Below are 21,280 nucleotides of genomic sequence, written 5' to 3' on the forward strand. Positions count from 1 at the left end.
ATGAAAGCATGCGTTATCGCTGAAACCTCCGCCGCCGCCCGCGCCCTGTGCGCCGGCGCCCGCGGCATGGCCGACGAAGTGGTGCTGATCGCCCCCGGCGTCGAGGCTCTGACCGGCGTGGCCGACAAGGCCGTGCATATCGACGTTCCCTCCGGAAACGCCATCGACGACGCGTACGCCAGCGTGAACTCCGTCGTGGACGCCGAGGCTCCGGGCATCGTCCTGGTCGAGCCCACCCGTTCCATGAAGGTTCTGGCCGGCAGGCTGGCCGCCCATCTGGGCACGGCGGCCATCACCGACGTCATCGAGTTCGAAGGCGACCTGGCCACCACCATGTACTTCGGCGGCGTGGGCCAGCGCAAGAGCAAGGCCAACGGCACGGCCATCTACACGGTGGGTGCCGGCGTGTTCGACGAGGCCTCCGCTTCGGGCACCGACGCCGTCGAGGAAGCCCCCTTCGCCGCCCCGGCTCGCGCCCTGCGCGTGACGGGAACGAAGGATCTGCCGAAGAGCGACGTGGACCTCGCAGCAGCCGGCGTGGTGGTGGCCGGAGGCCGCGGGTTCGCCGAAGAAGCCGACCTGCAGCTCATGCGCGACGTGGCCGCGAAGCTGGGCGGCGAGTGCGGTTGCTCGCGTCCGCTGGCCGAAGGCGTGGACTGGATGCCGCGAGAGGCCTACATCGGCGTGTCCGGCATGATGCTGGCGCCGAAGGTGTACCTGGGCATCGGCATCTCCGGCCAGATGCAGCACATGGTGGGCGTGAACCGCGCGGGCACGATGTTCGCCGTGAACAAGGACAAGAACGCCCCTATCTTCAAGCAGTGCGACTACGGCCTCGTGGGCGACCTGAAGGACGTCCTGCCGAAGCTGGCGGCGGCTCTGTAGGCCTTCTCGACCTGACCGGGAGGGTACCCGGCATGCCCAGTCGCTCGGCAGTCCTGGCTCGCACGGACAGTCCACTGGACTGTCCGGCTCGATGGGTGCGGCGCCGCGGAGCGAAGCGGAGCAAGTCCCCGAAGGGGAAACTCGCTTGGTGGGCACGCCGGGCACCCTCCCTTCGATTCACGTCGCTGCCGCCCGCCTTGGACGGTGGGACGGCTTTGGAGAACTTGAGGGATGCCCTGGAGAGAGGCGGCCCCCCTTCGGGTGGCCGCTTTCGCCTCCGTGATGCGGGGGGGGGCAGGGCGCCCTTACCGTATTGGAAAAAAGAGAAGGAAGAGAGAGGAGAGGAACGTGGCTGAGACCGATTTCGACGCGATCGTCGTGGGCTCCGGGTGCGCGGGCGCCGTGGCGGCCTACGAGCTCGCGAAGGCCGGCAAGTCGACCCTCGTGGTCGAGCGCGGCAACTTCGCCGGCGCGAAGAACATGACCGGCGGGCGCATCTACTCGCACTCGCTGAAGAAGGTGTTCCCGGACTTCGAGTCCGAGGCGCCGCTCGAGCGCAAGATCACCCACGAGCGCATCGCGCTCATGGACCCGGCCTCGCAGACGGCGGTCGACTTCACGAGCCCCGAGCTCGCCGAGGAGGGCAAGGACTCCTACTCGGTCCTGCGCGCGCCCTTCGACCAGTGGCTGGCCTCCAAGGCCGAGGACGCCGGCGCCGAGTACATCTGCGGCATCGCCGTCGAGGAGCTCCTGAAGGACGGGTCCGGCAGGGTCGTCGGCGTGCGCGCCGGCGAGGACGAGATCACCGCCGAGGCGACGATCGTCGCCGAGGGCGTGAACAGCCTGCTCTGCGAGCGCAGCCTGGGCAACCCCCGCCCGAAGCCCTCCCAGATGGCGGTCGGGATCAAGCAGGTGTTCGAGCTGCCGGCCTCCCAGATCGAGGACCGCTTCCTCGTGCCCGAGGGCGAGGGCGCGGCGATGCTGTTCGTCGGCGACTGCACGCACGGAAACGTCGGCGGAGGCTTCCTGTACACGAACAGGGACTCCATCTCGCTCGGCCTCGTGGCCACCATCTCGCTGGCCGCCGACGGCGCGAACGAGACGCCGGTGTACCAGATGCTCGAGGACTTCAAGAACCACCCGGCCGTGGCGCCCGTCATCCGCGGCGCGAAGCTCGTCGAGCACTCCGGCCACATGGTGCCCGAGGGCGGCTACGGCATGGTCCCGAAGTACGTGTTCGACGGCTGCCTGGTGGCCGGCGAGTCGGCGGGCCTGTGCATGAACATGGGCTACCAGGTGCGAGGCATGGACTTCGCCGTGGCCTCCGGCCAGATGGCGGGCCAGGCGGCCGTGCGCGCGCTCGACGCGGGCGACACGTCGGCAGCGGGCCTGTCCTCCTACAAGGAGGCGATGGAGGGCTCCTTCGTCATCCAGGACCTGCGCACCTTCTCCAAGTGGCCGCACGTCATGGAGGGCTGGGACCGCATGTTCACCGAGTACCCGGCCATGGCGCGCGACGTCTTCAACGCCATGTTCAGCGTGGACGGGAAGCCCCAGAAGCCGCTGATGAAGCGCATGATGCCCATAGTCAAGCAGCGCGGCCTGTTCAAGCTGGCCGGCGAGGTTCGGAAGGCGGTGAAGTCGCTGTGAGCGAGGTCAAGGAGATCACGGTCAACGTCGACGAGTACCTGGCGCTCGACAAGTACGAGGTGGACGAGGAGAGCGCGCACATCGAGCTCGTGGACGACCCCGACATCGAGGAGTTCCTGAAGCTCGTGCGCGTGTGCCCGGCGGCGCTCTACAAGATCGACGAGGACGGCAAGAAGTCCTTCGACTACGCGGGCTGCCTGGAGTGCGGCACCTGCCGTATCGCCTGCGAGGGCACCATCGTCAAGAAGTGGGAGAACCCCCGGCCCACGATGGGCGTGGAGTACCGGTTCGGGTAGGAGGAGAGCAGCATGCGCGAAACGTACAGTACCATCCGCCATCTCCTACATCTGGCGACGGAGCTTGATCGCGCATGCGCGCTGTTCCTCAGCACGCACGTCAGCATCACCCATGATGAAGCCCGCGTTCTGCTGGAACTGGGCGCGGCTCAGCAATCGTTGCGCCCCGGCGCGCTTGCGAAGCAGCTGAACTTGCAGCCCAGCACATTATCGCGCGTGTTGAGAAACCTGGAGAATCGCGGCTTCATCGAACGGCACCGCACCACCGAGGATGCGCGCAGCCTATCACTGAGCCTTACCTACTTGGGAGCGCGCACGGCAAAAGAGACCGAGCAGACGCTTGATCGGTTCTTCGACGGGCTCGGCAAACATTTGGGATACGACGACCTCGACGGTCTTTTGAATACTTTTCAGGACGCAACCGACTATCTGTCGAGCTGCTGTCCTTCGTGCGAAACCCCATCGTAGGAAAAGACGCGTCCTTTCCCATCTAGCGGGAAAGAAAACCTCGGAGCTACGTTCGTCTGCGCTTCATGCTTCATGCGTCAAGCGGACGAACGCAGCTCCGAGGAAGCTGTCGAAAATAGCGAGCGCCGATTGTTTCACGTGAAACATAAATCGTAAAGTCTCACAACAATGCGACAAGTGTTTCACGTGAAACATGTTGATACGGATAGAGCATCCGTTATCGCCCGTCGAAGACCGAACCCGACCTCTCATCTGCCTCGATCGTTCCTCGCCCTTACTATCCTCATTGATTGTTTCACGTGAAACACCTTCATAATGCAAAAAAGGACGGCCAAGGCCGTCCTTTTCATCATCAGTGAGAGCGAGGTTATTTCGCAGCGCCGATACGGCAAATCGTGGTACCGCAGTCGGGGCACTTGCCCTTCGTGATAGGCTTGCCGTTCTTCGTCAGGCTCTCAACGGGATCCTTCATCTCTTTCTTGGCCTTGCATTTCACGCAATAAGCTTCAATAGCCATGGCTGCAAAAACACCTCTCTGTTCTGTACTTGAGCAGGACGCTTTCATCCCGCACCTTTTCGTGGCATACCCTGGCAATAACCAGCGCATACAAACCCGTATTATAAGGCAGGCTGAAAAACGCCCACCGAGGACGGATAGGGGCACCTATATATTCTTCAACAACTCCATAACAAAGTCGGCATTCGTTTCAAGCGTTTGCTCGTCAACGTTTTCCAACACATCATCGCCTTGCGCAAAGAACGCCGGTTTCGCTCCGTTCATGCCTACCAGATGCATTGCCTGGTACCCTTGTTTGATGGCGTAGGAAGCAGCGCTGTCCTTCCATTTGATCTGCGCGCCGCCCACGTTCAAACCGGTGGCTTGCGAAGCCTTCTTGATGTAACGCTTCATACGCGAAGACGTCTTCACCGTCCGGTACATGCCCTCCTGCTCGATCATGCAGAGGTCGCCAGCACCCAAGCCGTCGAGATCGATGATGATAGAGCCGCGTAGCTCCTGCTGATGTTCGGTGATGAATGCGCGCATACCGCCGTTTTGAGCGAGCTCCGAACCCAGCGCGACGAACCACACTTCCGTGTTGATGTCGGGGTTGCGGAACTGGTATATCTGCTTGAGCTCGGCAGGAACGTCGGGATCATCGAAATCGAGGGATTCAGACGATTCGTTCGAAGCGCTGTTGAGGTCGAGTTCGGCCTTCTCCATACGACGGGGCGAGAAAGCTCCGCCATGCCAAGGACGACGCTCGTCAGGCCCGTATCCGTCATCGTATTCGTCAACGCCCTCATAGTCGTAAGAGCCGTCGAATCCGTCTTCTTCGATCGTATCGTACTGGCCGTTCTCGTAGCCCGCGTTGTAGGGATCCAATTGTGTTGTCGCACCGGGATCGACGACTCCCTCATCCTCTCGGAAGCTTTCCCAGCCGCCGCGCTCAGCTCCCACCGTGCGAGCATCGAAAGACTCATCCACTTCAAGCCACTCCTGAGGCGAAGGCTCTTGGTCTTTGCTCTTACGGCGCAGACGGTCGAACAGACGATGAACGCGCGATTTGGGCATTTCCACGTACCCGGGGCCGGCGAAGGCTCCCGACTCGGTGAAGTTCTGCTCGTACGCGGAATCATCAGCATCGTCGATGTAGATATCTTCAGGGTCGACATTATCCAGCAGCTCATCGCCAATAGGCGCGAACGTGCCCGTTGCTCCCGCAGGAACGAACGCGCCCGCTGCGCTGACGTTCGAAGTTTTGCCCTCTGACGCATCGGCGCGGCTGATCGAACCCGAAAGCGATGGCAGCATCGAGCGGAGCGAATGCTTCTTCTCAACCGAATCGCCGCTCGCGTTCGAAGCGTTTTCCCCCGATGCGCTTTCCGTCGAATCGCCGCTCACGTCGATGGAGGGAAGCATGCTCAGCAGGCTCTTCGCGGCAGATTTACCAGACGTCTCAACATCTGCCAACGGAGCACGTTGCTTCGGCAGCTCTGATATGGGAGGCAGATTCGTAGCCGAAACTCCTATATCAGGCAACACGATAGGCCGATGGGCAGACGTTTCGGCCTGAGGGACGGCTTCCTCGGTGGAAACCTCGTAGCTTTCGATGTCGACGTCGATTCGTCCGCTTGCGCCGATGGGGGCGCCCGTCACGTCCACTCGGTTGCCAGAGCGCTGCATGTCGGCTTGAGCAGCGCGGGCTTCTTCTTGCACCTTGCGCGGATCCAGGAACGAGGGCATGGGAACATCGCTGATGGGCGGCATGTCATCCGGACGAAGCCCGCTTACGTCAATAGGCGGCATGGCGGTTGTCGAGAACGGATCGCCTTGAGCATCCTCGACGGCAGCCTCGTGCGCGGCGCTCGACGGAGCTTGCAAGCCCTCCTCGCCGGACGGGACCTCGTAATCGCCATCGTCAGAGAGACGCTGCGAACCGTCCGCAGCGCTTGCTTCCGTCATGTGCCATTGGGGAGCCTGCACATCAAGAGAATCGTTGCTACCGGAATCGGATACATCCGCCGTTCCATGATCCGAGGGCTTGCTCGCCTCGGCGAAACTTCCGGCGCTTTCGCTGTCGGCTGCATCAAGAGCGCTTGCGAAACGAGAGCGTTGCACCGGCTTGTCTGCGTTACGGGGCTTCTTCGCCTTCTCCTGAGCTTTCTTGAACCAGTCCGGAACCCCGTTGCTCGTTCCGCCCGCCTGGCTCACGGCATCGTACGACGATGCCGCCATGCCGGCCGTTGCCGCCGCAATGGCGGCCGCCTCCTCGGCGGCGCGACGAGCTTCCTCGGCAGCTGCAGCCTCGGCGTTCGCCAGAGCCTCCTGCATGGTATCCTCGGGAATGCTGGACAACGCTTCGCGCGTCTCGTCGCGCAGCTCTCGATAGCCTTCGTCAGTAGCCGCAGGCAACGGGGGTTCTTTGATCTGGACGAGGTTCTGAGCGATATCCGACGCTGTAACCCCTGAAACGGGCTTGCCTGACAGCGCGGCGATGGCGGCTTTCGCTGCAGCCAGGCGTGCTTCGGGAGTCTGCGGAGCAGGCGCAGGAGGCTTCACGTTAGCGGCTTCGTACACCAGCTGCGCGCCTTCAGGAACCAACCCCGCCTTGCGCGCCGCATCTTCTCCGTGGATCGCAGCATCGGCGTTCGCGGCCAGCTCGGCTTCGCTCACACGGCCTCGGCCTACACGGCGTGCGACTTCCAGCATCACAGCCGTGCCCGCGGCGTTGCAGTTCGCTCCTTCGTTATACGAAGCCAGCTTGTGCAGCAGTGCGAACACCAGGGGCAAAGCAACCAGAACCAGCGCGATGCACGCCAGTACGTTCAACACGATGGCGGTAGCGCCTTCGGCGTTGAGGAATACCACGTTACGAACGATCAGCAGCACTGGCAGGAATACCATGGCGCCGAACGTAGCCCATTGCAGGATGGGAAGAATCGAGAGCAGCGGGCCGTTGAGCTCGGCGTTCACCTTGCCGCTGTCGTAGCGCGATACCACGATCACCTTGCGCCGACGCGATCCGCCCGTTTCGGCCGAGTAGCCGGGCTCGTACTTCGCCACGACATTCTGGCTGACACCTCGTGCGAAAGCGCGGGACAGCACGGGTCGGTTGAACACCTCGGCGGCGAACAGGAGAGCCGCTAACAGCGTGACCACGATGGACACTACACCCGCCGCTGGCAAAAACAGTGCAAGAATAGTGACTACCAGCGTAGCCGCGCAGCAGATAACGCGCGGGGCTTCGGCTCCGGGAGCTCCGCTGAAATCTTCTATGATTGCGGAAAGACCCGCATCCTTCTGCATCTGCTCGGTAATGTACAACGCCGCTTGCTGCTCTTCTTCAGTCCCCGCAGGACGAGGTCCGATTTCCTGTGATAGATATGCGACGTGATCTAGTATGTCCGGCATACTCTTTTGCCTTTCGTTGATGATTCTACAAGGCACACATAATGCAAGTATACGCTATTTGCTCTCCGCACCCAAATAATCACTAATAAAAGCGTCTGCGCTGCGCGCTTGTAAACGTGCTGTTGAATAGGCCTTTGCAACATCCGCCGTGGCTTCTGCGAAGGCTTCGTCGATGATGACTGCAGGATCTTCGGGAAGCGATTTCGCAAGCACCGCCGCTTCGGCATCGGCGATGTTGTAAGCATTGTTCTGAGCCGTGGCTTCTTCCTTGTTCTTTGCCAGAATCGCATCGTCCGACGCGATGGCGTAACCAAGCGATTCCTGACGCTTGCCAATATAATCGAAGTACTGCGAGAAATCAGCCGACGCATACGTCGATTGAACGTCCGAAAAAGCCTGATAAGCCTCATCGAAGGCAGCCAGCGCTTCTTTCGTCTTGTTCTTAGACGCCTCGACGTTTTCAGCCGTCGTCTCGGTGACCAGCTGAGCGGCCTGGCGCGCCAAATCGTCGCCTTTCAAAACGGTTTTCCAAGCACGATCCACCTGCTCGGCGGCGAGCTGAGCCTCCGTCGCGGCGTTCATGAGAAGCTGGCCCTGTTCGACAAGCGTGTAGCGCGCTGCGATCGCCGCTACCGTTTGGTTCGCAGCCTCCTTCTCGCGAGCACCGTTCAGCTCCAGCGAGACAGTGCGCGCTTTTTCATCAGCATCCTGCAGCTTTCCTTCGACATCCTCGAGCTGCGCTTGAATATCAACACGCTGCTCATCGCTTCCATCAGCAAAAGGATTCTTCACTACCTCATCGAGCTTTTCTATGGTCTCGTCAGCCTCTTTGACGAGCAGCAACGCATCGTCAAGTACCGCAACGTGTCCTTGTTGGGTTTGATAATCGCGATAGAGGTACACGCCTCCCGCACTCAACAGGCCGGCGCTCACCACCACGACCACCGCAATCGCAAGCCATTTGCTCAGACGACGCCGCGCTTTGCGGAGAGCTATCTCTTCTTCGGGAGAGCGTTTTGGTTTGACAGGGGCAACCGCTAGGGTCGTGGAAGGGTTTTTCTCCGTCGAGCCGGACGAACGCGACGGCGGAGCAATCATTCCAAGCTTCGACGTCGGTCCACTATCATCAACCGACACGAAACCGCCAGTTGAAAGCGGTAATCCACGTTCCTTGGTCGGCGTGGGAGCAGGCTTTTTCCGCTTGCCCGGAAGAGTGAAGAGCGAGATGCGGCCTGGCCTGTGCTTCAGGCCGTCGTCATCGCCTTCCAGCGCGTTCTTAGCCGCGTCGAGCACGCTGAACGATATCTCGTTCGACGTGCCGCGCGTATGCCTTTTGATATGCGCGGCACGCGTTATCTTGTCTTCCCTCTTACCCATTCGTACCAGCCGGATCGCCTTGCGTTACCCGTTGTTGGAGCGCTCGAGATCGGCTACAATCTCAGCCGCCGTCATCACCTTGATGGTCCTGCTCGGAAGGGAATTAAGGAACGCTTTGCCGTAGCTTTTCGTCAACAAGCGACGATCGGCGAGAATAAGCACGCCCGTATCATCGGCCTTCCTGATAAGTCGACCAGCAGCCTGTTTCGTCTCAAGAACGGCGGCGGGTAGCACGTAGCGCCTCCACGCCTGATCGTCGCGAGCCGCCCGTTCGCACGACAAAGGATCGGTCGGCTTCGCGAAGGGCAGCTTGGGAATGACGACCCCTTTGAGCGTAGCGCCCGGAGCATCGAATCCCTCCCAAAAGCTTTTGAGCGCGAAGAGCGAAAGATGCTCGTCCGCCAGAAAATCATCGCGCAAACCTTTTACCGACACACCCCATTTTTGACACACGACGCGCAGGTCGTCGACTTTGAGTTGGGGTTGTACCTCGTCAAAGCAACGCTCCATCTCGCGACGGTTCGTGAACAAGGTCAGCATCGAGCCGTTCTGCGCACGGTGAACGTCCACCAGCAGGCGCTGCAGCGCGGCAAGATACGCGGCTTCGTTCGGTTCCGGCATATCGCTGGCCACGTACACTGTCATATGAGCGTCGAAATCATAGCTTGAATCCAGCTTGCACATCTGACAGGTCGAATGCTCCGAAGCGTTCAATCCCAGGGCGCTTTCGAATGCGTCGAATTTATCGTCCACAGCCAACGTGGCAGACGCGAACACCGTCGAGTGCGTGCGCTCGAACAACGTCTCGTTCATCGCTTCGCCCACGTTGATCAGCAGCGCTTCCAGCTTTTCCGCGACGCGATCTTTCTTGCGACTCAAAGTGGCCGCATAGGCATACGTTTCCGGAGCCCTGTCCAAGATGATGTCGGCGGCGTTCATCTGGTCTTTGAGCTCCATCGCGGTCGATGCTATCTCGCGCTGGATCTCTGCCGCGCCTTCGAGCTCTTCCAGATATCCCACGAGCTCCTGACACACGCGCACCAGCTTCTCCGCTGCTTCGGTCATCGCTCGACCATAGCTTTCTACCTGGGCAAACGTTGCGCTGGAACGCACATCTGAATTGATCCACAGCTCGACGATCTCGTAGCCTTTTCCTTTTTTGTTCTGATCGAAGAACAGAAGGTCCTTGAGGTGAGCGGAGAATTCCCGTGCAGCATCAGCGTAGGCCTTGCCCGCAGAGCGCGCCTTGCCGGTAAGGGCGTAGAACAGCGAAGAACCCTCTTCCATGCCGGGCACCACCACACGGCGCTCGGCACGCACGAACACGTTACGGGAAGCCTCATCGGCACCGACACGGTTGGCCAGGCGCGTTATGTCCTCGGCCGAAAGAGACAACGAGAAAGCCCGACGAGCTTCGGCTTCGGCTCCATGGGCCTCATCCACCACCCAATAGCGGATCGGCGGCAGCAATCCACCATCTGCTACGAGATCGCAGAACAGCAAACTATGGTTGGTGACCACGATATCGGCCGCCTCGGCGCGCCGGCGCGAACCGTGCACAAAGCATGAAGTACCGAAATAAGGACACTTACGTCGTAGACAATCGTTCGCCGTCGTAGTGATAAGACGACGAGGCAACACGCGATAGTCGATTTTCAAGCTGTCCATGTCATCGTATTCAGTCTGCTCGATAAACGACAGCAAGGCGGCAAGGGAGGGAGCCTGGGTCTGCTCTTTGTTGCCGAACAGCTTCGTCTGCGCGCCTTCCTCGACGATATGGCCGATCTTACGCAAACAAGGATAATGCGAGAAACCCTTGAGCGGAGCATACGTCAGAGACGGCCTGTCAGGGTCGGCCAACCGAAGCGCTTTTTCCAATGCAGGCAGCTCATGGTAAACCAACTGATCGAGCAGGGTATTAGTCTTCGTTGCAACGCCGACGGCTATGTTGTTGGCCCGCGCCGTCAACGCGGCGGGAACCAGGTACGCCATGGACTTTCCAACGCCCGTTCCCGCTTCGACCAACAGGTTCTCCGAAGAAGAAAATGCCTTTCTCACTGCCTCTGCCATAGCGACCTGCTCTATGCGAGGCTCGAACTCTTCGTACAACGACCCCACAAGCCCGGTTTCCGAGAAGGCTTGAACGATATCCGCATCTGAAGGGAACGCAAGCGAGCGTTGCGGATCGGCCGCGATATCGTCGGCATCCAGTTTCGCCGTGCGCTCCAGCTTGCCCAAGCGGTCACGACGAAGGGCGCGCAAAGAGAAACTCAAACTTGGTGTTTCACGTGAAACATCTTGGTTCGCTTCCACCTCGTACTTTCGGGCGAACTGCTCGAATACCATCCTCGTCGACCACTCGTCAGGAGTCGCCATATGGGCGATCTCGCACACAAGCGCCGGCGGCATCGCGGCGACTCCTGCAAGCAGGATGCGGAAGATGGCGCAGGTTGCCTCGACGTCGGCATCGGCGCGATGTGTCGACAAAGGCGCGCCGAAAGCCCGCACAAGATCGAGCAAGCGATGCGATTTCATGCGGGGAAGCGCGATTCGCGCAAGATCGAGCGAATCGATCCAGGTATTCTCCAACAGGGGATAACCGCTGGGATGACGCGTGGTGAACGTACGATCGAACTCTGCGTTATGCGCGACCACCTTCGCATCGCCAATGAATTCCACAAGCTTGGCCAGCGCATCGGCGGGAAGCGGAGCATCGGCCACATCTCTATCGTGGATATCGGTCAGGTGCGCGACATCTTCCGGAATGGGCTTTCCCGGGTTCACGAACGTGATGAACCATTCGACTATTTCGCCTTGTTCCATGCGAGCTGCAGCGATCTGCGTCAGCTCATCATGGTTGAAAGAGAAGCCGGTGGTCTCGGTGTCCAGAACCACGACGTTATGGTCGAGATCGCCGAAATCCATCGTCGCTGCGATTTCGGGAAGCGACGCATACCGGTCGCGGACGGCCTGGGAAGTGCCATCGCTTATGAAACTTTGCAGGGTATCCTGCGAGAGCATATTTTGTTTATCCATACCGTCCAGCCTATCATCTATCATGGGATCATACAAACTGTTACGCCGACGTTGACAAAAAGAACGGCTCGAAGGAGAGAACATGCAGGCTGAGCGTTACTTCGGTACGTACGCACGATTCGATACCCTTTCAAAGAAAGATGCTGCAATCCTGCTCGGAGCCGATAATCCTATAGGCGACGTGTTTGAGATCGTATTTCAAACCGACAACGGGGTGTCCACCGCTTGGATGAAAAACCGCTTCGGCGCGCTGATCGGATTTCTCGATGCTGAGCTTTCACGCCAGCTGAGCATTCTCGCCGCACGCGAGTGGAAATTACAAGCCTTGTTGTCGTTCGTCGCGTTCACCGACCATCCCGAACCAGGCCACTACTGGGGCCAAGTCGCCATCATCTGCTACGATTCCAATCTCGATCAAGCTTTCAAGCCTTTCATAGCTACAACGACGCAGCGTCTTTCCGATGGCGTGCGACCGGAAATCGATCTCGGCGAGCAAGGTGTCGAACAGGTAATCTCCAGCAATGGAAATTGGACTCCAAAACAGACCGTAGCATTTCCTCCAAAGGAAGCGGGAACGGTGATCATGAAGAGTCGACGTAAAATGTCCGAGAAACTCATCGAGCAGGGGCGCAAAGGAAACAAGGGCTGCTATGCGGTCAGCTGGCTGTTCTTGCTGGCGCTCGTAGCCCTTGCTCTTTTCAGCCTCAAATCATGCGGCGCGTTCTAGTCTTTCTTCAAGAGTGGAATGTTTCACGTGAAACATTCCACTCTTCCGTTTATTAGCTGAGGGCATAACCGATAAGCCGCGTACAGAGTTCCGGAAAAGAAATGCCCGCCGCACGCGCGGCATCGGGAAGCAGCGATGTTCCCGTCATGCCGGGAATGGTATTCGTCTCCAGCGTCCAGCACGAACCGTCTTCTTCCAAAATGAAATCAGAGCGCGAAACCCCTTCGCACGACAACGCGCGGTGGGCACGAACCGCAAGCTCTTGCACCATCCGCGTCGTTTCATCCGACAGCGGCGCGGGACACAAGTGCTGCGAACCACCGGGAGCATATTTCGACTCGAAATCGTAGAAATCGCTTTTAGGAACGATTTCGATTATAGGCAACGCTTCGACTTCTGCGTCGCCAATGACCGCAACCGTCAACTCCTTACCTTTTATATAGCGTTCAACAAGAACCTCTGAATCGATGTCGAACGCCTTCTCGATTGCTTCGCCGATTGCCGCAGCACCTTCGACGATGAACACCCCCAGTGCACTTCCTTCCGTGCCGGGTTTCACCACACAATGCGTGCCCAGCTTCTCGACGATAGAATCCACGTCGTAAGAATCTCCCTTCTGCAGCGGCACAGAGGGGGGAGTAAGGATGCCGGCTTGTTCGTAGTACAGCTTCGACTTCACTTTATCCATTGCCAAAGCGCTCGACCACACCCCGCTACCGATATAAGGGAGCCCAATCGTTTCCAAAAGACCCTGCACGGTGCCGTCTTCCCCATATTTCCCATGCAAACAGAGAAAAGCAACGTCGAAAGGACCGTCGATCAAACGTTTCAGATCCTCCTTGTCGGCAGGATCGAGCTGCGTAACGGTATATCCGGCTTCTTCAAGGGCCTCTCGCGCGCCTTCGGCCGATGCGAGAGACACCTCGCGTTCCCCGCTCTTTCCTCCGGCGAGCAACGCCACGCGGCATTCAGACATGCATCCTTCTTTCATCATCCTTGATACGTTCGTTGCAGTATAGCAAAGGGATGTTTCACGTGAAACAATGTATAATGGCGGCTATGGATAAATCAATCAAAACCTATTCGCTGCCCGAACTCGCTTCAGTAATGAAAGAACTAGGGCAGCCCGCTTTCCGCGCGCAGCAGCTGCAGGAATGGCTCTACCAACGACATGCGTCCAGCTACGACGAGATGACGAATCTCCCTGGTTCTCTGCGAGCAACCCTTGCTGAACGTTTTCCACTCACGATGCCGACTGTCGTCGATCGTCAGATTTCGAAAGACGGGACGCGGAAATACCTTGTTGAGTTCGACGACGGTATCCGCGTAGAGACCGTAGGCATCCCTTCGCGCAACGGCGATCGCTTGACCGTATGCTTCTCCACGCAGGCAGGGTGTCCCATCGCATGCGCGTTCTGCGCGACAGGCCAGGAAGGTTTCGCGCGCAATCTCATACCGGGAGAAATAGTCGACCAAGTACTTATCGTCCAAGAAGACATGGGGAAGCGTGTCACGAACGCCGTAGGAATGGGTCAAGGAGAACCGTTTCTCAATTATGACAACACCATGGCCGCATTGCGCATCCTTAACCACAAGAAAGGTCTTGAAATAGGAGCACGCCACATCAGCGTCTCAACCTGCGGGATTTTGCCTGGTTTGGAACGCTTCTCTGGGGAACCCGAGCAATTTACCCTCGCGGTTTCGCTCCATGCAGCGCGTCAACCGATTCGCGACCTCATTATGCCTAATGTTGCTCGCTACAAATTGCCTTCGTTGAAAGAAGCGCTTCAGAACTACGTGGCGAAGACAAACCGCCGGATTACGCTCGAATACATCATGATCGAAGGCGTGAACGACGCACCTGTCGACCTTAAGGCTCTTCAAAAGTTCTGCTCGAATCTTCTATGCCACGTCAATCTCATCCCTATCAATGCAATAGAAGGTTCGGAATTCCAACCGAGCTCGCCTGAAACGATTAATCTATGGCTTTCCGAAATTTCAAAGAAAGGAACGGAAGCTACGCTGCGCGACTCCCGCGGTTCCGATATCTCCGGTGCCTGTGGCCAACTGAAAAACACCTTCAAGCCTTGCAACTGAAGTGTTTCACGTGAAACACTTCAGTTGCCTACCGTTGCAACGGATGCACAAGAGAATACGTATACAAGAATAAGAAAGCCCGGAATGTTTCACGTAAAACATTCCGGGCTTTCTTTTGGGAACCTTTCGACCTTTAGGACGCTGCAGCTATGAGCTCCTCGAACAACCTCTCGAGATCTTCCTCATCTTGGAATTCAATCTCAATCTTGTTCTTTCCGTTAGAAGACTTCACCTTTACGGGTGTGTGCAACACATCTTTCAAAGCTTTCGCCACCGTTTTAAACGTCTTAGGCAACGGCTCCTTCTTCGTCGGGGCGTCATTGCGCTTACCCGAGAACAGACGCGCTATAGCCTCTGCTTCTCGAACCGTAAGTTTTTCCGCAACAAGCTTGTCCGTCAGCTTCTGACGCCCTTCTTTCGTGGGAATGGACAGGATTGCGCGTGCATGACCCGCCGATATCTTCTCCTCGAACAATAATTGCTGCGCCTCTTCGGGAAGCTCGAGCAAACGCAACGCATTAGCCACAGTAGAACGGCCTTTTGACATAGCCTGTGCTACTTCGGACTGCGTGAGGTTACGACGCTCCATCATGCGGCGATAACCGTATGCCTCTTCTATAGGATTAAGGTCGGAACGCTGAATATTCTCCACAAGAGCAAGCTCGAGCGCTTGATCGTCGTCCGCATCCTTAATGCGTACCGGCACGGTTTTCAATCCTACGATTTTACATGCCTGCCAACGACGTTCGCCCGCGATGATCTGATATTCATTGGTTCCAACGGGACGAACGAGAATCGGCTGCAGCAGACCATCCTTCTCGATTGATGCTGCAAGCTCCTCAAGCGCCTCTCTTTTGAAGTTCGTGCGCGGCTGATCGGGGTTCGGGCTGACGGACTCTATCGGAACCTCGTCGATTCGGCGCTGAACAACACTTTTAATGATTACCTGGCTTTCACCATCGACGATCGATTCCTCTTTCATTGGCGTGATTGTTTCACGTGAAACATTCTGACGTTCAACCACGGGTTCGGTATGCATAGGGATCGGCACGGCAGTCTCTTCGCGTTGTTGCTCCACCAACACCCGTTTAGGCGTAGATTCGAGAGGGGCTGCTTCCTCAAACGCTCCACCAAGAAGCGAGTTCAAGCCACGACCTAATCCGCTTTTGTTCGCTTTAGCCACGTTGTACCACTTCCTTTGCGAGGTTTACATACGATTGCGCTCCCTTGCCCGATGGATCGTATTGGGTGATAGGCTGGCCGAAGCTCGGTGCTTCAGACAATTTAACCGTACGGGGAATAAGCGTCGTAAAAACCGTTTTACCGAAATAGCTGCGCACCTCTTCAACGACTTGTCGAGAAAGAGTAGTACGACCATCGTACATCGTAAGAAGAACACCGAAGATATCAAGGGTAGGATTCAGACGAGTTTTGACACGTTTCATTGAATCAAGAAGTTTTGTCACACCTTCCAGTGCGTAAAACTCGCATTGAATTGGTATCAACAGCTTGTCCGCAGCAACAAGCGCGTTGACCGTCAATAAGCCGAGAGAAGGAGGGCAATCGATAAATACATAGTCGTACTTGCCTCGAAGGCTTCCTACGGCGTCTTTTAAGCGATTCTCACGGGCCATCTCGGATACAAGCTCTACTTCTGCCCCTGCAAGATTTATCGTGGCTGGTACGAGATCGAGCCCTTCGCCCACATCCGGGATGATGACATCCTCTATTGCAACGTCGTTCAATAAAACGTCGTACACGCAATTATGCACTTGGCTCTTCTCGATACCTAAACCACTCGAGGAGTTGCCCTGCGGGTCAAGATCGACCAACAAAACTTGCTTGCCCAACTCCCCTAATGCGGCGGAAAGGTTGATCGCAGTCGTGGATTTTCCAACGCCGCCCTTCTGATTGATGATGGCCATCACCTTTGTCTGACCGACCACATTTTTGACAGGCGCTTTATCTTTGATCGTCTTGATAGGAGTAGGAGGAACTTCTTGCTCTACCAAAGGCTTCACAGTCTCTCGTTCAACCACTTCAATATAGTCGATGATCAACTCGTCCTCTACGATCTCTTCTTTTTTATGTTGCTTGACAGTCTCTGCTGCTTTTTTGTCTCGTTTGAGACCATCGAATAGTCCCACAGGGACCCCCTTTCTTGACCGCGAACACAGTATACCTTGTTTAGTGTTTCACGTGAAACACTCGCCCAAAATGTTTCACGTGAAACATCGGGAGCCTGCTAGAACCAAAAGTGTTTCACGTGAAACAAATATAGAAACCGCGTTGGAAAATGAGGTAAACGGCGTGAGATCCGCATAGACCGCACGCTAGAAACCTGCCATATGCACGTAAGACCACATCTGTACAATACTAGATAGGAAAAAGGAGGTTGCTGATGAATACCACGCGGCGCCAATTGCTCGCCCAGCGGGCAGAAAACATGCGTAATCAAATGACCTATCCCGAGCGAAGGCTTTGGTTCTCGTTCTTACGAGAATATCCTACACCGTTCGTAGCTCAGAAAGTGATCGGATCGTACATTATTGATTCCTATTGCAGAAAGGCGCGTCTCAGCATTGAACTGGACGGTGATAGCCATTATACCGAAAACCAGAAGGAATACGACCGCGTTAGAACAACCTTTCTCGAAATGCTTGAGATCAAAGAGCTGAGATTCACTAATAACGAAGTAATGGAGAACCTCGAAGGCGTGTGCGAAGCGATCCACGCTGAAGTCCTCAAGCGTCGTAACGACGTTCACGGAAGCCTATTCCAAAAAATGAAGGACAAACATTAGACTCCGCTGGATCCGAATTCAATTCACTATCTGCGTTGTCTATGCGAGAACGCGGCGTTTGGCGTTTACTCTGGATCCGAGCTAAATGCGCGTAGGCTGCGTGTTAGAACTGAATGGAATCCGCGTAAGGTTAGCGCTAGATTCTAATGCAGAATGTTTCACGTGAAACATTCTGCATTAGAGCGGGCGTTTTTGCGCGAAGCCTGTTTTGCGCGGAAGCTTTACATGCGGGGTACCCGTTTTTTCGAAGCAAATGATGCGGCGGTGATTCTTGCCAAGCTCAACGATACGATCGGATACAAGCTTCATCGCCAAGCGGTTTTGCAACGATAAGGCATGCTCCATCTCTTCGTCGGATACATTGGCTTTATAGCAAATCAACCGCCCACCTTCCTGCAGCAACGGGCTGGCGAATTCCATGAGTATCGACAGCTGAGCAAGCGCCCGAGCGGTCACCGCGGCGAACGAGGCTGGTTCTTCACGAGCAAGGTCTTCGATTCGGCCGGTATACACATCAACGTTATCAAGACCTAACGTTTGCACCATCGAAGCGAGGATCGCGGTTTTCTTACCGACGGAATCAGCTAGAAGAGTAGAACGACCGCTCTCTATAGCCAGAGGAATACCCGGATAACCTGCCCCTGATCCAATATCGACCATTCGACCTTCCGGTGCTTCTCTCAATTCAGGCAGACCAACTAAAGAATCCTGCACGTGTAAAAGCATCCCTTCATCCCATGTCGAAATACGTGTGATGTTGGTGGTCTTATTGGCCTCGATAACCAACTCCAGATGGCGTTTCAAAAGATCCTCGCGCATGTTCACTCCTCTACAATTGAATGCCCTCAGTATAGAGGAATGTTTCACGTGAAACATTCAAATCACGACGTTTCAAATGTTTCACGTGAAACATTTGAGCGAAACACACCTCAGGTAAGAGTGTTTCACGTGAAACACTCATGACGCGAAACAGACTGAGGTTAGACCATTCTTCTATTGTTTCACGTGAAACATTTAGCGTAAGGACAAAGGAGAATCAGGTTTAAGGCGATTCGCTTTCGAAACACGAAGGGAGACGGGGGAGCCATCATCGAAAGTCTCGATTGAAAGGAACTTCTAATGTTTCACGTGAAACATTAGAAACAAAAACCCGCACCTTTCGATGCGGGCTTGCGGCTAAACTGAGACTTACAAGTTTAGCGAGGAAGAATCACCACATGACGGGCGCTGCCTTCGCCTTCAGATGCCGTCTCCACACGGTCGTCGTCGCGCAGGCAGATGTGCACGATACGACGCTCGTACGGCGTCATCGGACGAAGCTTGATGCTGCGGTTCTGGCTAGCTGCGCGGTTCGCGGAAGAACGGGCAATCGATTCGAGCTTCTCGCGCTGACGGCTCTTGTAACCTTCGACGTCCACGATGACCGGGTAACGGAACCCGATGGTGCGCACGGTAATCGCCGACACGAGGAACTGCAGAGCATCGAGCGTCTTGCCGTGACGGCCAATCAGCACCGCCAGATCGTCGCCCGTGATGTCGAGGATCAGCTCGCCTTCGTCGCCTTCGTACTCGTCGATGGTCACTTCGCCCACCTCGAAGTACTTGAGAATATCCTGGAGCGCTCCGATCGCCGTATCGGCAATGCGATCCAGATCCTCGTCGGTCAGTTCAGCGGGTTCCTCATCAAGAGGCTTCTCATCAACCAATTCTTCAGCCATGACAGACTCCTCAATGTTTCACGTGAAACAATCGCGGTTACTTGCGCTTCGTCGTATCCTTCTTGGTCGGACGGGGCTTCTTCTGCTTGCGGGTCACGTCCACCTCGATAGGCTTCACTTCGATGGTTTCAGCGGCCTCGGCGTCGCGCTTCTTCATGATGCGCATGGAGATCTGCTGCTGCGCAATGCCCATGAGGGAGGACGCGCCCCAGAACAGAAGCACGCCGGCGGGCGAGCTCCAGCTGATCCAGAGCATGAACACGCTCATCACAGCGGCCATGATCATGGTCTGCTTGCGCTGCGGGTTGTCCTTGTTTCCCATCTGCATGAGAACCATGGGCAAAAACGTGGCGCCCGCGAAGATCACCATAAGGATCAAATAGGGAACAAACGTTCCAAAACCAACGGCCAGAGCCTCAGAAGGCCTCATAACCAAGCTGGGAACCAGGTTATAGAACTCGTAGGTGGTGCCCGATGTGCGCGAACCCATCTCGCTGAGCACTTGAAACAACGCCATGAAGATAGGCATCTGCAGCAGCATGGGCAGACAGCCCGCCAGCGGGTTGAACTTCACCTCGGCGTAGAGCTTCTGCATCTCTTCCTGCAAGCGAGGCTGATCGTCAGCGTACTTGCGCTGCAGCTCCTGCATGAGCGGCTGCACCTTCTGCATCTGAAACGACGATTTCGTCTGCTTGTGCATCAAAGGTGAGATCAGAATACGGAAGATGACCGTCACGATGATGATGGCCAGGCCCCAGTCGCCGCAGAAGTCATAGAAGAAATGGATAATGTCGAATATCCAGTCCTTAAATACGTCCCACATGTTCAGTTGTTCCTTCCTCTATACCAAAGAAGCCCGCGCGACGACCTCAAGGAACAGGATCGTAGCCGTGCGAACCCCCCGGACGACAACGTAGCACACGCTTCACCGTGAGCTTGAGACCCCGGCAGAACCCGTAGCGCTGGAAGGCTATGAGCCCGTATTCGGAGCACGTCGGCGTGAAGCGGCAGCAAGAAGGGAACAGAGGGGAAATGGCAGCCCGGTAGAAGGTGACGAGAAACACCGCCACTTTGCACGGCACCTGTTTCAGAAATGCCTTCATTCCTCTCGTCCCTAACGTAATTCAGCCCGCTTCAACGTCTCAGCACATGCTGTATGCACTTTACTATAAGAACTCTTCATGATACCCGACTTCGCGAGAAATATCACATCGTAGCCCGCCCACGGACCGCCCAGATCGTGACATATGGCTCGCATGCGTCGTTTAGCGCTGTTGCGCCATACCGCGTTCCCTGACTTTTTACCCGCAATAAAAGCAACACGACCTTGCTGGCCGTGCTGCTTCGTGGGTAACACTATGAACGTAAGGTACGGCGTATGCAGACGCTTACCGCATGAGAACAGATCGGAGATATCCCCGCGGGATTTAATGGTCTCCAACCTAAAGCTCTCTTTACACGCAGAGACGCTTGCGCCCCTTGGCGCGACGAGCAGCCAGCACCTTGCGGCCGCCCTTCGTCGACATACGAGCACGGAAACCGTGGCACTTAGCCCGCTTACGAGTGTTAGGTTGATACGTGCGCTTCATATTGATTCCCTTTCATGGTTTTAGAGCAACCTCGAAAGTATAGCTCACGTTACGGGGGAGTCAAGGAAAACTCACAAGAAGGGTTCATGATTTTTTCCAGGTCGCTTCGAATAGAACGAACCCAAGGGAAGGTCTCTTCGCCGTGGAAAACCTCGAAAGTTTGTTCTGAATGTCCTCGACCATGCTTGGATGGCTATTTTTTCAACCGTTTTCCTCTTTTTTGCGCAGCTCTATTGTGGAAAATGTTGAAAACTCTCGATTCATTCGAGAGCCGTTGTGGAAATCTCTAACGTCATCGGTTTGTCAAGGGATATTTTCTCATTCTTTTACAAGCCTCTCATCAGGCATAAAAGGTGATCGTAGTTATTAACAAAGCTTTGACCTGGTGTTATATATTGCTTGCCGTGTGATTCACCCATACGACCGGGCAATATGTTACCCAATCTTCACGTAAACGAATTCAAACGGTCACGTCCTGCCGGAGGACGCGTTTCGGCCCAGGAAGCGCCAATCCGCTTGGAGGCTATCAACATTTTTGCACGTTTTTCACCAACGTTCGTACGTTTTCCAGAATACGTTCTTCAACGTTTTCCACATTTTCTGAATAGAAAGTGGAAAACGTTGAAAAGCCCATGTGGAAAGCAGTGCAGGATTTAGAAATAGATGAATACAAAGTTTTGAATGCTATGAATTCCCCAGGTGGATAGATTCAGAATCGAAA

20 protein-coding genes are annotated in these 21,280 nt (G+C 56.2%); 7 read left to right on the forward strand and 13 right to left on the reverse strand.

Annotated elements, in window-relative coordinates; all coding sequences use genetic code 11:
* The 4 genes from ELEN_RS15560 (at nt 1) to ELEN_RS15575 (ending at nt 3,299) form a co-directional block, all read left to right on the forward strand.
* The gene (locus ELEN_RS15560) at nt 1–885 is read left to right on the forward strand and encodes an electron transfer flavoprotein subunit alpha/FixB family protein (RefSeq protein ID WP_015761542.1); all 885 of its coding nucleotides are present in this window, start codon (nt 1–3) and stop codon (nt 883–885) included.
* A gap of 348 nt (nt 886–1,233) precedes the next feature.
* A complete protein-coding gene (locus tag ELEN_RS15565; protein WP_041691685.1) occupies nt 1,234–2,535 on the forward strand; it encodes an FAD-dependent oxidoreductase in 1,302 nt (433 codons plus the stop codon).
* Nucleotides 2,532–2,831, forward strand: coding sequence for a ferredoxin family protein (locus ELEN_RS15570; protein ID WP_009304366.1), 300 nt, complete (start codon nt 2,532–2,534; stop codon nt 2,829–2,831). Before ELEN_RS15565 ends, ELEN_RS15570 begins: the two co-directional genes overlap by 4 nt.
* Nucleotides 2,832–2,843: 12 nt before the next feature.
* A complete protein-coding gene (locus ELEN_RS15575) occupies nt 2,844–3,299 on the forward strand; it encodes a MarR family winged helix-turn-helix transcriptional regulator (protein WP_015761544.1) in 456 nt (151 codons plus the stop codon).
* A 367-nt stretch (nt 3,300–3,666) separates the two neighbouring features.
* Here ELEN_RS15575 and ELEN_RS16390 read toward each other — a convergent pair whose 3' ends face one another.
* From ELEN_RS16390 to ELEN_RS15595, 4 genes are all read right to left on the reverse strand, one after another.
* Complete coding sequence (locus ELEN_RS16390) at nt 3,667–3,816, reverse strand: DUF5679 domain-containing protein (protein WP_009305565.1); 150 nt, start codon at nt 3,814–3,816, stop codon at nt 3,667–3,669.
* A gap of 147 nt (nt 3,817–3,963) precedes the next feature.
* Nucleotides 3,964–7,125, reverse strand: coding sequence for a prolipoprotein diacylglyceryl transferase (locus ELEN_RS15585; protein ID WP_035584529.1), 3,162 nt, complete (start codon nt 7,123–7,125; stop codon nt 3,964–3,966).
* Nucleotides 7,126–7,266: 141 nt separating this feature from the next.
* The gene (locus tag ELEN_RS15590) at nt 7,267–8,589 is read right to left on the reverse strand and encodes a hypothetical protein (RefSeq protein ID WP_015761546.1); all 1,323 of its coding nucleotides are present in this window, start codon (nt 8,587–8,589) and stop codon (nt 7,267–7,269) included.
* Between the two features lie 24 nt (nt 8,590–8,613).
* On the reverse strand, nt 8,614–11,625 hold the full coding sequence (locus tag ELEN_RS15595; protein ID WP_233946906.1) for a helicase C-terminal domain-containing protein: 3,012 nt from the start codon (nt 11,623–11,625) through the stop codon (nt 8,614–8,616).
* An 82-nt stretch (nt 11,626–11,707) separates the two neighbouring features.
* Here ELEN_RS15595 and ELEN_RS15600 point away from each other — a divergent pair, with 82 nt between their 5' ends.
* On the forward strand, nt 11,708–12,352 hold the full coding sequence (locus ELEN_RS15600; RefSeq protein WP_015761548.1) for a hypothetical protein: 645 nt from the start codon (nt 11,708–11,710) through the stop codon (nt 12,350–12,352).
* 52 nt (nt 12,353–12,404) lie between these two features.
* Here ELEN_RS15600 and ELEN_RS15605 read toward each other — a convergent pair whose 3' ends face one another.
* The gene (locus ELEN_RS15605) at nt 12,405–13,346 is read right to left on the reverse strand and encodes a D-alanine--D-alanine ligase family protein (protein WP_035584523.1); all 942 of its coding nucleotides are present in this window, start codon (nt 13,344–13,346) and stop codon (nt 12,405–12,407) included.
* A gap of 41 nt (nt 13,347–13,387) precedes the next feature.
* Here ELEN_RS15605 and rlmN point away from each other — a divergent pair, with 41 nt between their 5' ends.
* Nucleotides 13,388–14,449: a dual-specificity RNA methyltransferase RlmN gene (gene rlmN, locus ELEN_RS15610; protein ID WP_015761550.1), complete on the forward strand. Its 1,062-nt coding sequence runs from the start codon at nt 13,388–13,390 to the stop codon at nt 14,447–14,449.
* Nucleotides 14,450–14,582: 133 nt separating this feature from the next.
* Here rlmN and ELEN_RS15615 read toward each other — a convergent pair whose 3' ends face one another.
* Both ELEN_RS15615 and ELEN_RS15620 read right to left on the reverse strand, forming a co-directional pair.
* The gene (locus ELEN_RS15615) at nt 14,583–15,632 is read right to left on the reverse strand and encodes a ParB/RepB/Spo0J family partition protein (RefSeq protein WP_049760240.1); all 1,050 of its coding nucleotides are present in this window, start codon (nt 15,630–15,632) and stop codon (nt 14,583–14,585) included.
* Nucleotides 15,625–16,509: a ParA family protein gene (locus ELEN_RS15620; protein WP_015761552.1), complete on the reverse strand. Its 885-nt coding sequence runs from the start codon at nt 16,507–16,509 to the stop codon at nt 15,625–15,627. Before ELEN_RS15620 ends, ELEN_RS15615 begins: the two co-directional genes overlap by 8 nt.
* A 341-nt stretch (nt 16,510–16,850) precedes the next feature.
* Here ELEN_RS15620 and ELEN_RS15625 point away from each other — a divergent pair, with 341 nt between their 5' ends.
* Complete coding sequence (locus ELEN_RS15625; protein WP_015761553.1) at nt 16,851–17,252, forward strand: endonuclease domain-containing protein; 402 nt, start codon at nt 16,851–16,853, stop codon at nt 17,250–17,252.
* 177 nt (nt 17,253–17,429) lie between these two features.
* Here ELEN_RS15625 and rsmG read toward each other — a convergent pair whose 3' ends face one another.
* From rsmG to rpmH, 6 genes are all read right to left on the reverse strand, one after another.
* The gene (gene rsmG / locus ELEN_RS15630) at nt 17,430–18,071 is read right to left on the reverse strand and encodes a 16S rRNA (guanine(527)-N(7))-methyltransferase RsmG (RefSeq protein ID WP_015761554.1); all 642 of its coding nucleotides are present in this window, start codon (nt 18,069–18,071) and stop codon (nt 17,430–17,432) included.
* Nucleotides 18,072–18,448: 377 nt separating this feature from the next.
* Nucleotides 18,449–18,970, reverse strand: a complete 522-nt coding sequence (locus ELEN_RS15635) for a Jag family protein (RefSeq protein WP_009305578.1) — start codon at nt 18,968–18,970, stop codon at nt 18,449–18,451.
* A 37-nt stretch (nt 18,971–19,007) separates the two neighbouring features.
* The gene (locus ELEN_RS15640; RefSeq protein WP_009305580.1) at nt 19,008–19,793 is read right to left on the reverse strand and encodes a YidC/Oxa1 family membrane protein insertase; all 786 of its coding nucleotides are present in this window, start codon (nt 19,791–19,793) and stop codon (nt 19,008–19,010) included.
* Between the two features lie 46 nt (nt 19,794–19,839).
* Nucleotides 19,840–20,073 (reverse strand): membrane protein insertion efficiency factor YidD, encoded by a 234-nt coding sequence (gene yidD / locus ELEN_RS16055; protein ID WP_015761555.1) that lies wholly within the window; start codon nt 20,071–20,073, stop codon nt 19,840–19,842.
* Nucleotides 20,074–20,084: 11 nt separating this feature from the next.
* Nucleotides 20,085–20,411 (reverse strand): ribonuclease P protein component, encoded by a 327-nt coding sequence (gene rnpA, locus ELEN_RS16060; RefSeq protein WP_015761556.1) that lies wholly within the window; start codon nt 20,409–20,411, stop codon nt 20,085–20,087.
* A 13-nt stretch (nt 20,412–20,424) separates the two neighbouring features.
* A complete protein-coding gene (rpmH, locus tag ELEN_RS16065; protein WP_013981168.1) occupies nt 20,425–20,559 on the reverse strand; it encodes a 50S ribosomal protein L34 in 135 nt (44 codons plus the stop codon).
* Nucleotides 20,560–21,280: the final 721 nt, after the last annotated feature.

The organism is Eggerthella lenta DSM 2243, assembly GCF_000024265.1.
GTDB lineage: Bacteria > Actinomycetota > Coriobacteriia > Coriobacteriales > Eggerthellaceae > Eggerthella > Eggerthella lenta.